Source organism: Paenibacillus pabuli (assembly GCF_039831995.1).
Taxonomy (GTDB): domain Bacteria; phylum Bacillota; class Bacilli; order Paenibacillales; family Paenibacillaceae; genus Paenibacillus; species Paenibacillus pabuli_C.
The window spans coordinates 2850807-2866815 of sequence record NZ_JBDOIO010000003.1 but is presented as its reverse complement, the minus strand read 5'-3'; the positions used below and the strand labels follow the sequence as shown (position 1 = coordinate 2866815).

Sequence of the window (16009 nt, the reverse complement as noted above, 5' to 3'; positions counted from 1 at the left end):
TATAAGGGGGAAGTCACATGTTCAGCAGATTCAAGGTCAGGAGTATCGGTCTGCGTATCAGCATCGCGTTCTATTTGTTAATCCTCTGTTTAATTCTCCTTAGCGTCACCATTATTACCCGGTTAAACTCAATGGAAGCGAGTACGAATGAGATTACGGGGAACTGGATGCCTTCGATACAGCAAATTAACAGGTTGAACTATACCACAGAACATATTTTGTCATTGAGTTACCGCCACTTTGATGCCCAGGATGAGGACAAGGCTGATCTCGCTGAAGAGCGTACCAATTACATTCGCGAAACGGTTCAGACCATTAAAATATATGATCAGCAGGAAAAGGCGGCAGACGAACAGGAACACTGGGATGCATTCAAGACGAAGTGGGCAGCTTACCTTAAGCTGAATACCCAAGCGATCAATTTGAGTGATCAAGGACAATCCCAACTGGCCAAGGAAGTATCGGAAAAAGGGGCTGATTCCTTTGACGCCATGCAGGTCGATCTGGATTATCTGGTGGAGTACAATCAGAATCAGTCGGATCTCTCGGCTGCACAGACGATCAGGTCCGTGCAGAATGGCCGAATGATTATTATTGCTGGGGTGCTGATCATGATTGCGATTACGGCCATCACGATCCCGATTATCCGTTCCCAGGTCGTGAAACCGCTGCTCCGGGTCATCAGTGCAGTGAAGCTGATTGCAGAAGGCCAGCTGAATGTGCAGGATGTACATACCAAGCACGAAGATGAAGTAGGGCTATTGGCCGAAGCGGTAAACACGATGAAAGGTAATCTGACTTCCATGGTGTTGAATGTCAGACGTGTTGCCGAAGCGGTGAATCGTCAAAGCAACGAGCTGGCCATATCAACGGAAGAAGTTAAGATTGGAAGCCGCCAGATTGCCATAACGATGGAGGAGTCGGCCAAGGCTGCTGAGAGTCAGGCGGTTACGGCAGTTGAATCAGCACGTACGGTTGAGGGGTTGAACGAACACATCCAGAAACATGCAACTCAAGGGAGCCAGCTTAGTCTGATGTCAGAACGTGTGCTGGAGCAGGGATTGAATGGACGCAAGGCCATGGAGCAATCAGTGCAGCAAATGCAGCAAATCTCCGGTGCTGTCTCGGCTTCGATGGACCGGATGGAGCAGCTGAATCGTAAAAATGAGGATATCTCCAAGCTGGTCCAGGTGATTAGAGACATTGCCCGTCAGACCAACCTGCTGGCATTGAATGCTTCCATTGAAGCAGCTCGCGCTGGAGAGAGTGGGCGTGGGTTCGCTGTTGTAGCAGCCGAGGTCCGAAAGTTATCGGAAGCGGTGCAGACCTCTGTGGAGGAAATTACAATCATTACGGAAGATATCCAGCAGGATTCCCAAGGGGTGGTTGCTGAATTGCGTACAGGCGTCCGGGAGACTGAATTGGGACAAGAGCATGTGCGTACTTCGGGCAGTCTGTTCCAAAATATCAATGAATCCGTAGAGGAAATGGTTCATGTGATTGGCACGATGACAGCTGGTTTGGAAGGCATGCAGGATGCAAGTGGACGCATGAATGATTTCAGCCAACAGATCTCAGCGGTATCGGAGCAATCTGCAGCAAGTGTGGAAGAAGTTTCGGCTTCAGCTGAAGAACAGGTAAGCTCCATGGAAACGATCAGCGGCAGCATTCAAACACTGAAGGAACTGTCGGATGACCTGCTTACTTCCATCGAAAAGTTAAAAATATAAACCTTCTTCTTATAATAGAAGAAACATGAAGGACGGCTGCGATTTTGACTGAAATCAATTCGACTGAATTAACAGGTGGCTCAACGACCAAAGATTACGTCTATACTTTTGCCTGTCATGAGAATGAGCGTGAACTATGCTCACTTGAGCTCAGTACGCTGCTCGGTTCAAGACTGGAGATGAATTCGAGTTTACGCTCCTATGTACGGTCCGGCATATGCATTCCACCAGGCAGAAGCCCTTTTATTCATGGAAGGCTGGACGTGTTATCGGAAGCTGATACCGTGAATGATTTGCTGCCAGCTGCAGCGAAGATCGATTTGCTTCCGGAAGAAACGTTTAAGGTGGTATGTCTGAAAGAAGGAGATCATATGCCTGATTATGAACATTCCCGTCAACTGGAGAGAGAAGTGGGGATGTGCATCAATGGCAAGGCGCAGATGAAGCACCCAAAAGTGACCTTTGGACTAATACAAACAGGTAAGAAATGGATCTTGGGGCGGTGGACAGAAGCAGATCGATCGTGGCAAAGTCATCAGCAGAAGCCGCAAAATTACTCAACCGGTTTCGGAGTTGCGCTAGCCAGATCACTCGTCAACATTGCCGTACCGGACATCCCGAATCATCGGCTGCTCGATCCATGCTGCGGCATGGGTACGGTGGTCATTGAAGCACTATCCATGGGGATCGACACAAGAGGGAATGACTTGAATCCCCTGGCCATTCAAGGAGCGCGGATTAATCTTCCACACTTTGGTTATGATCCGGCTTGCCTTACGCTGGGAGATATGAATGAATTGAACGTTTATTACGACGCAGCGATTTTGGACATGCCCTACAATCTGTGTTCCGTCCTCCCGGATGAAGAACAGCGCGTCATGCTGACAAGTCTGCGCAGGTTGGCGGGACGGGCTGTAGTCGTATCCACGGAATGGGTGGAAGAGCATTTGCTTGCAGCAGGGTGGGAAGTGAATCAATATTGCACTGTACGTAAAGGAACGTTTATACGTCACATTTGGTTATGTGCATAGTTATATAGTAGAAGAAAACCTCCATCACGGAAGAAAAATTTCCGGGTATGGAGGTTTTTTATATCCATTTTTAGAAATAATGGTAAGGCATTTGTACAATTGTGCATGGAAAATAGAGGGTGAATTAGTATTTATGACTATAGTCGACCAGATTGAGCGGCAGCGTTTTACCCGCCAGGTAGGCTTCCAAATTTTCCACAAAAATATCAAGTGCACGATCCGTGTATTGCTCCGTACTTCCCGCGATATGGGGAGTGATTAACACATTATCCTTTTTCCATAACGGGTGCTCTGCAGGAAGGGGTTCTTCTTCAAAAACATCCAGTGCAGCATAGGCGACCTGTCCGCTATCCAGCGCACGAATCAGCGCTTCTGTATCTACACTTGGACCTCGTCCTACATTTACGAAGCAGGAGCCTGGTTTGAAATGTTCGAATGCGGTCTGATCATATAAATGATGGGTTTCGTCTGTGAGGGGCAAAATGTTAATGATATAGTCTCCCTTGCCCAAAGCTTCATGCAGTCCGGACATATCGTACATGTGATCGACATTCGGGACGTCTTTGCCGGACCGACGAACCCCGAGGACATTCATGCCAAACGCCTTGAGTATACGGGCAGCTTCGGTGCCAATTTCCCCCACACCAACAATAACAGCCGTTTTGCCATGCAGTTCCGGTAGTGGTTTGCCGGGATTTTTCCACTCGGCTTGCTGTTGATGGAGCATGGCTTGTCTCAGCCAGCGGCTGTGCGATAACATCATGCCTACAATAATTTCGGTGATCGGGATGGCATGCACGCCATTTGCACTGGTCACCTGAATATTTTTTTGTTCCAAATCCGAAAATGGAAGGTTATCCACACCTGCGGACCAGACCTGTACCCACTTCAGGAGGCTGTCGTTCTTCAGGGCATGTTCTGTGACGAGAGGAGACCAGCCAACTATGATTTCAGCTCCTGTTAACTCTGCAGGGTCAATCTCCTTGGCTTTGCTAACGGTTAGCGTATAGCCTGGAGCGGCGTCTAAAATGCGCTGCTGTTGTTCCGCAGATAAAGATGGAAAACATACAATTTTACCCATAGTGTGTAACCTCCTGAATTCAATTGAGTTGTGAGATAAGTGTAGCAGATTTGAGAAGATGCTGCAGAAAGGCAGGAGTGCAGCCTCATGTGCAAGTGCCGAAACTTGTGTCAATCTATAATTACCCAACTTGAAACGATACATATGATTATGAAATAATAGAACGAACTTTAGAGAGGTGTATACGATGATGAATAACTATTCATATACGGATCAACCATCACGGCGGGAAAGATTATTTACGGCGATACGTCTTCCGGCAGCTATTCAGGAGTCCCTTCGACTCGAAGCAGGAATGGTAAAGAACAGGCTGGATTTTCGCAAATGGACAGACCATCGGGACTATCATATAACGCTGCAATTTCTGGGAGATACACTGGTGAGTGATATTGGGCATCTGCGGAAAGCACTGCGCATGGCGATCAATGGATTGAAGCCGTTTGAACTGCATATTTCCGGATGGGGAACATTTGGACTAAAAGATGCTCCGAAGGTGTTATGGAAGGGTGTGGACGGTGAAATGGAGTCATTGAATCTTCTTCACAAACGGATTGTGGAGGCCACATCCGCACTTGGATATGAAGCAGAGTTGAGACCCTATTCTCCGCACATTACAATTGCACGCAAATTTCTGGGTGTAGCCCCAGGAAATGAAGATAAAGGGATTTATGGGATGCTTCCGGAACATTCCTTGGGTGCTAAATCATGGATTGTGGAGGACTTTGTACTTTATGTGACGAGGCTGGGGCAATCGCCAATGTATGAGGTTGTGGATACGTTTTCATTTTCCTAAAACTCGTTTTTATGACATAAAATCACATTGACATTACGTTTATCCCTATGTAATATTAGCCATCGTTATTCAAATTCTTTTTTTTGGGTTACTTAGTTAAGGGAATTGTTGCGACAGGAGGAATCTTTCGAATGGATATTATAAGCAAGAATCGTTGGGTAGCACCGATGTTATCTGTGCTGCTTGTATGTATAGTGGGGGTTAATGTAGTTCAGGCAACTGGGAAGTGGAACGAGGCAAGTGATAGTAAACAGATGACCGATCTGGCGGCTTCTGTGCAAAATAGCGCATCAACTTCTTCTGCTGGGGACAGGCGAATGATGGCGGACGGGACAAGTCTGTCTGCTGATTCATCGATTCATACGGCAAACTGGACGGCTTCATTGCCAGCCAAGGACTGGCTTACGGCTGCTCAGGAAGAACAGGAATTGAAGGAAGCCAAGGCCAAGCATAAAGCCAGAGCTGCTGCGGCGGCCCAAGCCAAAAAAGACGCTGCCTTGAAATTGGCCAAAATAGAGAAGGCCAAAGCGGCTGCTGCAATTACAACTCCCCCCCAAAAACTTTACTTTACGCGGACCGAACTTTTGAACCAGGAGGACTCAAAACTTGCAACCTGGTCATACAGTGTGTCCGATAAAGAGCTGCTTCTGCTGCAAAAAATTGTCATGGCAGAGGCGGAAGGTGAACCGTACGAAGGCAAAGTGGCAGTTGCCAATGTTGTCTTAAACCGGCTGCGGTCAGCCAATTTTCCCGATACTATTTATAAGGTAATCTATCAGAAGTCTCAATTCAGCCCGGTAGCCAACGGACGTCTGAAGCGTGTAGTTCCCAATGAGGACAGCGTGAAGGCAGTTAATGCTGCACTGAATGGACAGAAGGAAGTCGCTGATGATACGTATTATTTCTTGTCATTAACGCTTGCCGATGATCTGACGGTTGCCCGTTCGAAGAAAAAAGTGAAAACGATCGGTCATCATACGTTTTACAAGTAATTGACCTGAAAATTCTGCAAACAGGCAGGGTAGTTAATGTGTTTACATTACACGAACCTTTAAAAACACCTGAAACAGAGTTTTATTTCGGTATTTATTATGGATCTGTATAATATAAGTTACCCTTTTTTCTGGTAAAACATACGTGATTTTAAATGAAATTAAAGAAGGTTCCCTTCCAAAATGAGAAGGGAACCTTTTCTGTATGCTTTTCGTCTCAAATAAGTTGATCTTAATCATAGGCGATGCTCATCCATAATCAACACCCTCCTAGAAGCGCTCCAGGGGGCCGTAGAGGCCTTAGAATGGAATTCTGGTACCTGACAGCGTCGCGGCAGGAATTCCGGCCTTGAAGCGTTCCTTCGTCGTGGAGGAGAGCTCGGCTGTAGCCGGAAACAACAATTCGTGAACAGCCTGTGCACAAGACGTTGGATCATAGGACTGCCGGTTCCAAGGCTTGCGTACAACCTTCAGCTGGCTTTCAGCTTCATTCGGTGCCTTGGTCGGCTCGCATAGCTCTCTGAACCGTGTGGTAATGACGTCTGCTGAATGAATAACCTGGCCATATCCGGCTTGTACAAAATACTCACAATTCTCTTCTTCCTGGCCTGGAAGTGGTGGAATGAACAACATTGGCAGTCCTTTCGCCAGAGCCTCTGTGCAAGTCATGCCGCCCGGTTTCGTAATAAGGACGTCCGATACGTCCATCAGCTTGCTGACTTCCTTTGTGTAACCGAGAATGCGGATGTTTGGATGTTGGAAGCAAGCCATCTCTTTCATTTTGGAGATCATCTTCTCGTTGCTTCCGAGACAGAATACGAGCTGCACCCGATCGGCCCAGGAGGTTAATAGTTTCATATGCTCTTCATCAAAGGAAAGCCCCCATCCACCGCCCATAAGCAGTGCCGTAGGCATATTCTGAAGCCCCATTTCCTGACGCAGCCGCACTTTGTCACCTGCTTCCCAGAAATCAGGGTGTACGGGAATTCCCGTAACCTGGATTCGAGAGGGATCGACCCCCCTGATCTCGAGTAATGCTTTGACCTGTGGGGTAGAGACAAGATACTGGTTTACTTCAGGATTGATCCATGTGCCGTGTACATCATAATCCGTAATGACCGTGTACAGCGGTATGTTCAGCCCTTGTCGTTTCAGCCTGGAAATGACCGCATTTGGAAACGGATGAGTGCAGATAACAGCATCCGGCTTCAACTGGGATACAACCTGTGCCGTCTGAGTATAGAAAATCCGATGCAAGGCGAGTTTGGTAAATCCGTTCAACGATTTATTGTATTGTGTCCGATACAGCATGCTGACCAGTTTGGGCTGGACGGATAATGTTTTTCGATAGGCGGAAAAAATAAGCGGAGCCACTGTCGGATTCAAAAATTTGCCGAGTTCGATGACACGGCTATGGACGTGTGGACTGACTTTTTTGATGCCGCTTGCCAGCGCATGGGCGGCCTGGGTGTGACCGGTGCCGAAACCTTCGGATAATAAGAGCACTCTTGGTTTTCGCATGAGTTCACCTTTATTCATAAGTTTAAATTTGATAAGTTCACCGTTATGCCGTACCCTTCAATACATGGATATACAGCGAAACGGAAAATCATGTTCATTCCATAAATATTTACACGAAAGTTGATGGACTTAGACAGTTCATCTTCGTTCTATCCGTATTATTGGAACCATCATACACTATAGACGACGAATGAATCACTTTCCACTGCATTTCGGTTAAAATAAATTAACACAAATTTGTAATGTTAGGGTTGCAATCTGTTGTCGAAGGTGTTAATGTAAGTTTTGACCAAGTGACCGAATTGTATTTTTGGTCACTTTATAAGAAAACAATGAAGGAGGGGATATAATGGCTCCGATTGACCGGAGGCAGCAGGTCATTCAAGCAGCAGCTCAGTCGTTCGCCATGTTTGGATACAAAGCTACCACGATGGATCAGGTGGCCAAGATTGCGAATGTCGGCAAAGGGACAATTTACACTTTCTTTACGAATAAGGAGCAGCTGTTTGATCAGATTCTGGTGGAAGTAATCCAGGAGATGAAAAATATTGCCCATCGTGAAGTGCATCAGGAAAGTGCTTTTTTTGATAACCTGTTTCGTGTGCTGGATTCATTGCTGGAATTCCGTCGTGATCATGATTTATTGGTGAAGCTATCCCAGGAACTCAAGGATTTTGGAACGCTTCAGGCCAAAGAGGGTCTGGACAAGGTGGAGAAGGTCATTTCCGATTTCCTGTCCAAAGAGCTGGAGAAAGCCAGAGACAGCGGTGAGATTCGGGATTGTGATCCGCAAGTGGTGGCCTTTATGATGATCCGTCTGTACATCGCGCTCACCTCGGATTGGAACAAACAGCACGAACCGCTCAGCAAAGAGGAAATCAAAAATTACTTTCGTCTTTTCTTAATGGAAGGAATTGCTGCCGTCATGTAGTTTCCGAATTTCTCTACTATAATATAGGGAGAAGATGGAGAGTCATTTTGCGTGAAGGCAGTGAGGCTTGCCGAGAGGCAGGTTTGTTTTTTTGTTCTAAATTGACCGTTTGGGGAAAATGGTCAGTTCGTATTTCAGCAAGTTGCTGAATCGATTCATATGTTTACATCAAGTTAGTTCCTGCTCATGAAGCAGAGAGTTAGGGGAGATAATGACATGAAATCTTTATCCGTGTTTTTCAAGGATGTGGGATCAGCCGTGAGAAACCCGAAGGTGTTGATCCCCGTCATTGCAGTTATGTTTATTCCGATCCTGTATAGCGGTATCTACCTGGCTGCTTATTGGGACCCATATGGCCATGTAGATCAGATGCCGGTGGCTGTGGTCAACCTCGACAAGGGAGCGGAGCTCGAAGGCAAATCCTTGCAGGTGGGCGACGATCTGGTGGATGAGCTGAAGAAAAATGGAGATTTTGAATGGGAATTTGTCAATGCTTCTCAGGCTAAAGAGGGTATGCAGAACGACAAGTATTATATGCAAATTACGATTCCTGAGAATTTCTCTTCCCAGGCCACCACGCTGCTGGATGATAAACCACAGCCAGCTGAATTGATCTACGAACCGAACGGCAATTACAGCTTCGTAGGTGCACAGATCGGCAAGACGGCGATCAAGGATCTCAAGGCGAAAGTATCTGCCAAGGTGACAGAGGCGTATGCCGAAACGCTGCTCGACAAGTTCTCCGAAGTGTCTGATGGACTGGCGGAAGCCGGAGATGGCGCGGGCGAGCTGAATACGGGGGCAGGCAAACTGGATGATGGTGCCGTCAAGCTGAAAGACAATTTGGCCAAACTGGCATCCGGAACGCTGGAGCTTCAGGATGGATTGTCCCCATTGAGTGATGGTGTTAATGCACTGCATACCGGGGCCACCAAGCTGGAAAGCGGAACAAGCAGCCTTGTATCCGGTCTTCAGCAGCTTCAGGCAGCAGCAGCGGATCAGCTTCAAAGTGGGGCAGACCAATTAAAGGATGGCAGTGAAAAGCTGCAGGCAGGCCTTCAATCATCTCTTGATGGCACAAGCAAGCTGCAGACCGGGCTGCAATCATCCGAACAAGGCAGTGAGAAACTGTCTGAAGGCCTGCAAAGCGCAGTACAGGGTAGTGGAACTCTGGCAGCAGGCTTGCAGTCTGCCGTTGATGGAAGCAGTAAAGTTGCGGACGGAGCCCAAGGTGTGGCGGACGGTTTGAAACAGCTGGCCGCCTCCAATCCGGAGCTGGCTGCGAGCGAGGATGTTCAGAAGCTGCTCGCAGCAAGTGAGGCTGTGGCAGAAGGCAGTGCGCAGCTGCACGAGAGCGAACAGAAGCTGGCGCAGGGTGCGGATCAGCTTCACCAGGGCAATCAGCAGCTTGCAGCAGGTGCGACAGAGCTGCACGGCGGGCAAGAGCAGCTGCTGGCTGGTGCAGACCAGCTGGTTGATGGACAGCAGCAGCTGCTGGCTGGAGCCAATCAGCTTAGTGAAGGCGGAGCGAAGCTCTCCGACGGCCTGAAGCAGTTTAGCGGCAAGCTGGGCGAAGCTGCTAGCGGCGGTACTCAGCTGGTCAATGGAGCCAAACAACTCGGCACAGGAACAAGTGCCCTGCAAACAGGCGTAGGCAAGCTGAGCAGCGGTGTGAGCTCGCTGACAGACGGTTCCCAACAGCTTGGCGATGGAGCCGGCGAGCTGGCTAATGGTTTGACTGAGCTTAAAGACGGCTCCAGTGAACTGGCGACCAAGCTGAATGATGCCGCTCAGAAAACGTCTGAAGTGAAGAAAACCGATGACGTGGTCAACATGTTTGCTGAACCAATTAATTCGGCTGAGAACGAAGCGGAAGCCGTGTCCAACTACGGTACAGGATTGACACCGTTCTTCCTGTCCATTGGATTGTTTGTTGGATCCCTCATCTCAACCATCATTTTGAAAATGCGTGATACATCCGTACCTGGTGCATCCGGTTGGAGCCGTTTTGTAAGCCGTACGCTCGTATTTGGTTCCATGAGCATTTTCCAATCGGTGATCGTAGCAAGCTTCATGCTGTATGGCCTTGGTCTGGAAACGCACAGCGTACCGCTGTTCTATCTGTTCACAATTATTACGGGACTAACGTTTATGCTGATTGTTCAGGCGCTTGTCACCTGGCTTGATCTGCCTGGCCGTTATGTGGTTATTCTGCTCCTGGTATTCCAGCTGGCGGCAAGTGCAGGAACCTTCCCGGTAGAACTGATTCCGTCCTGGCTTCAGGCCTTTAGCCCATGGTTACCAATGACGCACAGCATTATGGGCTTCAAGGCAGTCGTATCCAGTGGGAATTTCGATGTAATGTGGCATCAGGCTGGGATCCTGGCCATCTATGCAGGGGTATCCATTCTGTTGACGCTGGCGTTCTTCCTCTGGAATGGCAGACGCCCGAAAAAAGAAGCTGAAATGACTGAAGCGGCCGAATCGGGTCAAGTTGTGACAGCATAAGTCTGAATGAATGCAGGGCAATGACCTGGATCGAAAAATAAAGTTTGTTAACCAGTATCAAAATTATGCAATATAGTAGTCAAAAAGTGCAAAGAGCTTGTGGCCCTAAAATGGGCCGCAGGCTCTTTTTGTATACAAATGCATGTGCGGGCTGCGCTTTGCTCAAAAAAGGAATGGGAATTTGGTGATATTAAGCAGAAATGCAGGCTGCATATGGAATGATTTTCTTTTGCCAGCAGATAAAATCAGTTGTACTCTGACTTAAAATGTGTATAATTATTCGAAAAAGAGATGAGTTTAAACGTCATTACACTAAAGCTGTGCTGCAAAACATTTCTTATCACAGGTATTAAAAAGTTTAAATTGCGCTGATGTTAGCTCGGTGTTAAAATAATAGAACTATATCAAAAAACGTCGCTCCATATCAGTGGTCGTGCCAGCGACTGCGAGTAATTATATTTGTGCTCTTTACCGGCTCATCCGGAAGCACTTCTGAAGAATGACTTCTTCTCCAGCAGCAGAAGCACTCTAAGTCTAATGACCCGATTGTTGCGGTCACCCCGATTATTCAGCAGGGTTCTCAACCTTTAGGCCCGCTCCTCCCGTTTCATTGTTGCTTGTTGCCTATGTTCTTGATCTTTCCGAAATACTTCATTATAGAAAGGTTGCGTTCCATGAGACACATCGGATTACCTCCTAAACAGGGTTTGTATGACCCACAGTTCGAAAAAGATGCATGCGGTATGGGTTTTGTTGCCAACATCAAAGGAGTACCATCACACGATATCGTTAGTCAGGCACTGACCATGCTCGGTAATATGGAGCACCGCGGGGGACAGGGCAGTGAGCCGAATTCCGGTGACGGAGCCGGTATTTTGATTCAGATTCCACACCGTTACTTTGCACAGGAAGCAGAGCGTCTCGGCTTTGCGTTGCCAGAGCAAGGAGCGTACGGCGTGGGTATGCTGTTTCTTTCTCAGGATCCTGAGATTCGTAACGCTCACCAAGAGAGCCTGAAGAAGATCATTGAAGAAGAAGGACAGACATTCCTCGGTTTCCGGGATGTGCCTACCTTTGATGAGATGCTGGGTCGTTCTGCACTGGCTGCGAAGCCTTATGTGCGTCAGGTGTTCATCGGCAGATCTGCGGATATCAACGATGAGCTCGCGTTCGAGCGCAGGCTGTATGTGATTCGCAGACGTGCTGAGCTGGCGATCCGGTATTCGGCAGATGAGAAAGAAGGCGGTTCGTTCTACCTGCCAAGCTTGTCTTGTCGTAAAATCGTCTACAAAGGCATGCTGACTACCGAGCAGGTTGGACAGTTCTATCTGGATTTGCAGGAAGATCTGGTTGAATCGGCGATTGCATTAGTACACTCCCGTTTCAGTACCAATACATTCCCAAGCTGGGAACGTGCCCACCCGTATCGCTTCATGATCCACAACGGTGAGATCAATACGATGCGTGGTAACGTGAACTGGATGCATGCGCGTCAATCGCTGTTTGAGAGCGAAGTGTTCGGCAACGACATCTCCAAAGTGAAACCGATCATCAATCCGGACGGTTCGGATACGGCAATGTTTGATAACACACTGGAGTTCTTGTATTTGAGCGGACGTTCATTGCCACACGTGGCGATGATGATGGTTCCTGAACCGTGGAGCACGGATGAGGGAATGGATCCGGCCAAAAAAGCATTTTATGAATATCACAGCACAATGATGGAGCCTTGGGACGGGCCGGCAGCCATGGCCTTTACGGATGGTCTGCAGATTGGTGCAACACTCGACCGTAACGGTCTGCGTCCGGCACGTTATTATGTAACGAAGGACGACCGCATCATTTTGTCCTCCGAGGTTGGGGTACTTGATATTGCTCCGGAAGAAATTCTGTATAAGGATCGTCTGCGTCCGGGTCGCATGCTTCTCGTGGATACACAAGAAGGCCGCATCATCTCGGATGAGGAAGTGAAGGCTCTAATTGCAGCCGAGAATCCGTATCAGGAGTGGCTCGATGAGCACTTGATGGATCTGAATGAATTGCCGGAAGCGCCGGAACTTCCAGATCCAAAACATGATAACGTAACCCAGCTTCAGCTGGCCTATGGATATACATTTGAAGAACTGCGCAAAGTGCTGGAGCCAATGGCATCCACAGGTATGGAAGCTACGGGTTCCATGGGTTATGATGCACCGCTGGCAGTCCTGTCGGATCGTCCGCAGCGGTTGTATAACTACTTCAAACAAATGTTTGCACAGGTAACCAATCCGCCGATCGATGCCATCCGTGAAGAGATCGTCACGTCTACGGCAACAACGATTGGTCCAGAGCGCAACTTGCTCAATCCTGAACCGGAAAGCTGTCGTCAGATTCGTCTGGATACACCGGTCTTGTCGAATGAAGATTTTGCGAAGATTCGTCACGTACGCCGTCCAGGCTTCCGCTCGATGACCATCCCGATCTTCTTCACGGCCAAAGAAGGAGCGGAAGGACTTCGCAAAGCGATGGATCTGCTCTTCGAAGCAGCTGACCGTGTCATCGACAAAGGGCATAACATCCTGATCTTGTCCGACCGCGGCGTGGATGCGGAGAACGCGGCTATTCCGGCACTGCTTGCAGTGGCAGGTTTGCATCACCACCTGATCCGTCAGGGTACAAGAACCAAAGTCAGCATTTTGCTGGAATCGGCAGAGCCACGTGATATTCATCACTACGCATTGCTGCTGGGCTACGGCGTAAGTGCTGTGAACCCTTATCTGGCGTTTGAAACGCTGGATGACATGATTCAGCAAGGGCTGCTGCGCGGCATCTCGCATGAGAAAGCTGTCAAAAATTATATTAAAGCCGCAACCAAAGGCGTTATTAAAATATTGTCCAAAATGGGAATCTCGACCATTCAATCCTATCGCGGCGCTCAAATTTTCGAAGCGGTTGGTCTGAAGTCTGATTTTGTTGATCGTTACTTTACCTGGACGCCATCCCGGATCGGCGGTATTGGTCTGGAGGAAGTGGCAGCAGAGGTGCTGACTCACCATAACCGTGCCTTTACGGACAAAGACGGCAATGACAAAGTACTGGATTCCGGCGGTGAATATCAGTGGCGTAATGATGGGGAAGAACATCTATTCAACCCGCAAACGATTCACACGCTGCAGCACGCCGTTCGTACCGGCGATTACAACCTGTACAAAAAATATGCCAAACTGGTACAGGGTGAGAATGATCAGTTGCTGACCATTCGTTCCATGCTGAAACTGAAACCGGTAGGACCGGCAGTTCCTCTGGAAGAAGTGGAATCCGTGGAAAATATCATGCGCCGCTTCAAAACAGGTGCGATGTCCTTCGGTTCCATCAGTAAGGAAGCACACGAAGATTTGGCGATTGCCATGAACCGTGTCGGCGGTAAATCGAACACGGGTGAAGGCGGGGAAGATCCAGCTCGCTTCATTAAAGATAGCAACGGTGATTCACGGCGCAGTGCCATTAAACAGGTTGCGTCCGGACGTTTCGGTGTTACTTCGAACTATCTCGTGAATGCTGACGAAATCCAGATCAAAATGGCACAAGGTGCGAAACCGGGTGAAGGTGGACAGCTGCCAGGACGTAAAGTATATCCGTGGGTTGCTGAGGTTCGTGGCTCAACCCCAGGTGTGGGTCTGATCTCGCCGCCACCGCATCACGACATTTACTCTATCGAAGATCTGGCTGAGTTGATCTATGACCTGAAGAACGCGAATCCACGTGCAGATATCAACGTGAAGCTGGTTTCCGAAGTCGGCGTAGGTACCATTGCTGCAGGTGTAGCCAAAGGACGTGCCGATATTATCCTCGTAAGTGGATACGACGGAGGTACGGGGGCATCTCCACAAGGTTCAATCCGTCACGCGGGTATGCCGTGGGAGCTGGGTCTTGCCGAGACGCATCAAACACTGATGCTGAACAATCTGCGTGACCGCGTGGTTCTGGAAACAGACGGTAAAATGCTGAATGGCCGCGACCTTGCGATTGCTGCATTGCTTGGAGCCGAGGAGTATGGTTTCTCCACCGCACCACTCGTGGCACTGGGATGTATCATGATGCGTGTTTGTCAGATGGATACATGTCCAGTCGGTGTAGCAACCCAAAATCCGGAACTCCGCAAAAATTATATGGGTGATCCGGCTCACGTGGTGAACTTCATGCGTTTCGTTGCTGAAGATGTACGTGAAATTATGGCTGAACTCGGTTTCCGTACCATTCAGGAAATGGTTGGACGTACGGATTGTCTTGAAACAGTTGAGGCTGTAGACCACTGGAAGAAAAAAGGTGTGGATCTGTCGGTGCTTCTGCATGTACCTGAGATGCCGGAAGGTTCTGCACGTTATCGTACACAGCATCAGAATCACCAATTGGAAGAGACACTCGACATGCAGCAATTGCTAACATTGGCTCAGCCTGCAATCGAATCCGGCCAACCGGTTGAAGCTGTGCTTCCGATTACCAATGTTAACCGGGCGGTAGGTACCATTCTGGGTAGTGAAATTACACGGAAGTATGGTCTTGCAGGACTGCCGGAAGACACTGTCCAATTCAAGTTTGTCGGCTCAGCCGGACAAAGCTTCGGGGCCTTTGTACCTAAAGGGATGACCCTGACGGTTGAAGGGGACTCCAATGACTATGTTGGTAAAGGCTTATCTGGAGGTAAACTGATTGTTATGCCTTCCCCTAAAGCAACGTTCGATGCCGAAGATAATATCATTATTGGGAACACGGCTCTGTACGGAGCAACCAGTGGTGAAGCCTATATCCGCGGTATTGCAGGTGAACGGTTTGCCGTACGGAATTCGGGTGCAAAAGTTGTTGTCGAGGGTGTGGGTGACCACGGTTGTGAATATATGACCGGCGGACGTGTCGTTGTTCTGGGCGATACAGGTCGTAACTTTGCAGCCGGGATGTCCGGAGGGATTGCTTACGTATATGATCCGAAAGGCACATTCCTGCAGCGTTGTAACCTGGAAATGGTTCTTTTGGAGCGAATTGAAGATGTATCGGAAAGTGCAGACCTGCGTGGCATGATTCAACGTCATGTGGCTTATACAGGCAGTGCTGCAGGTGAGCGAATTTTGGATAACTGGCAGGATTCAGTGAACCAGTTCGTTCGGGTTATTCCGAAAGACTTCAAACGGATGACAGAGCAAATCGAACGTGTTCAGGCAACAGGCTTGACGGGTGAGGAAGCTTTGCTGGCTGCATTTGAAGCCAATATGCGTGAGCTTGCACGTGCAGGTGGTTAAGTCCCTCCTATTGACAGGAGTGCGTGAATAGATTGTATGATGAATAAATAGGAGCTTTATGGCTGCCAATCAGGCGCGATAAAGCTCCTATTTGCGTTTCGACAAAATTAGAACCCGGACCAAAAACGCTCTCGCCATGAGACGACAAC

General features: G+C 48.5%; 9 protein-coding genes. 7 read left to right on the top strand and 2 right to left on the bottom strand.

What is annotated here, in order from left to right; all coding sequences use genetic code 11:
* Window positions 1-17: 17 nt before the first annotated feature.
* Together ABGV42_RS15140 and ABGV42_RS15135 are read left to right on the top strand one after the other, a co-directional pair.
* On the top strand, window positions 18-1730 hold the full coding sequence (locus tag ABGV42_RS15140) for a methyl-accepting chemotaxis protein (protein ID WP_347382370.1): 1713 nt from the start codon (window positions 18-20) through the stop codon (window positions 1728-1730).
* Window positions 1731-1783: 53 nt separating this feature from the next.
* Window positions 1784-2761 (top strand): TRM11 family SAM-dependent methyltransferase, encoded by a 978-nt coding sequence (locus ABGV42_RS15135; RefSeq protein ID WP_431523652.1) that lies wholly within the window; start codon window positions 1784-1786, stop codon window positions 2759-2761.
* Window positions 2762-2885: 124 nt separating this feature from the next.
* Here ABGV42_RS15135 and ABGV42_RS15130 read toward each other — a convergent pair whose 3' ends face one another.
* Window positions 2886-3842 (bottom strand): D-2-hydroxyacid dehydrogenase, encoded by a 957-nt coding sequence (locus tag ABGV42_RS15130; RefSeq protein WP_347382368.1) that lies wholly within the window; start codon window positions 3840-3842, stop codon window positions 2886-2888.
* Window positions 3843-4029: 187 nt separating this feature from the next.
* Here ABGV42_RS15130 and thpR point away from each other — a divergent pair, with 187 nt between their 5' ends.
* Both thpR and ABGV42_RS15120 read left to right on the top strand, forming a co-directional pair.
* On the top strand, window positions 4030-4635 hold the full coding sequence (thpR, locus tag ABGV42_RS15125; RefSeq protein ID WP_347382367.1) for an RNA 2',3'-cyclic phosphodiesterase: 606 nt from the start codon (window positions 4030-4032) through the stop codon (window positions 4633-4635).
* A gap of 131 nt (window positions 4636-4766) precedes the next feature.
* A complete protein-coding gene (locus tag ABGV42_RS15120) occupies window positions 4767-5627 on the top strand; it encodes a cell wall hydrolase (RefSeq protein WP_347382366.1) in 861 nt (286 codons plus the stop codon).
* A 300-nt stretch (window positions 5628-5927) separates the two neighbouring features.
* Here ABGV42_RS15120 and ABGV42_RS15115 read toward each other — a convergent pair whose 3' ends face one another.
* The gene (locus ABGV42_RS15115) at window positions 5928-7148 is read right to left on the bottom strand and encodes an MGDG synthase family glycosyltransferase (RefSeq protein ID WP_347382365.1); all 1221 of its coding nucleotides are present in this window, start codon (window positions 7146-7148) and stop codon (window positions 5928-5930) included.
* A gap of 349 nt (window positions 7149-7497) precedes the next feature.
* Between ABGV42_RS15115 and ABGV42_RS15110 the strand changes: the two genes are divergently transcribed.
* The 3 genes from ABGV42_RS15110 to gltB all read left to right on the top strand — a co-directional run bounded on the left by ABGV42_RS15110 (window position 7498) and on the right by gltB (window position 15860).
* Window positions 7498-8079 (top strand): TetR/AcrR family transcriptional regulator, encoded by a 582-nt coding sequence (locus ABGV42_RS15110; protein ID WP_347382364.1) that lies wholly within the window; start codon window positions 7498-7500, stop codon window positions 8077-8079.
* Between the two features lie 216 nt (window positions 8080-8295).
* Window positions 8296-10587 carry a YhgE/Pip domain-containing protein gene (locus ABGV42_RS15105; RefSeq protein ID WP_347382363.1) on the top strand — a complete coding sequence of 764 codons (2292 nt, stop codon included), beginning with the start codon at window positions 8296-8298 and terminating at the stop codon, window positions 10585-10587.
* 674 nt (window positions 10588-11261) lie between these two features.
* Complete coding sequence (gltB, locus tag ABGV42_RS15100; protein ID WP_347382362.1) at window positions 11262-15860, top strand: glutamate synthase large subunit; 4599 nt, start codon at window positions 11262-11264, stop codon at window positions 15858-15860.
* Window positions 15861-16009 lie beyond the last annotated feature (149 nt).

What these genes read in the sequence shown, in the direction of transcription:
- gltB (WP_347382362.1), top strand. Translation starts at nt 11,262, where the DNA reads ATGAGACACATCGGATTACCTCCTAAACAGGGTTTGTATGACCCACAG.
- ABGV42_RS15120 (WP_347382366.1), top strand. Translation starts at nt 4,767, where the DNA reads ATGGATATTATAAGCAAGAATCGTTGGGTAGCACCGATGTTATCTGTG.
- thpR (WP_347382367.1), top strand. Translation starts at nt 4,030, where the DNA reads ATGATGAATAACTATTCATATACGGATCAACCATCACGGCGGGAAAGA.
- ABGV42_RS15140 (WP_347382370.1), top strand. Translation starts at nt 18, where the DNA reads ATGTTCAGCAGATTCAAGGTCAGGAGTATCGGTCTGCGTATCAGCATC.
- ABGV42_RS15105 (WP_347382363.1), top strand. Translation starts at nt 8,296, where the DNA reads ATGAAATCTTTATCCGTGTTTTTCAAGGATGTGGGATCAGCCGTGAGA.
- ABGV42_RS15110 (WP_347382364.1), top strand. Translation starts at nt 7,498, where the DNA reads ATGGCTCCGATTGACCGGAGGCAGCAGGTCATTCAAGCAGCAGCTCAG.
- ABGV42_RS15115 (WP_347382365.1), bottom strand. Translation starts at nt 7,148, where the DNA reads ATGCGAAAACCAAGAGTGCTCTTATTATCCGAAGGTTTCGGCACCGGT.
- ABGV42_RS15130 (WP_347382368.1), bottom strand. Translation starts at nt 3,842, where the DNA reads ATGGGTAAAATTGTATGTTTTCCATCTTTATCTGCGGAACAACAGCAG.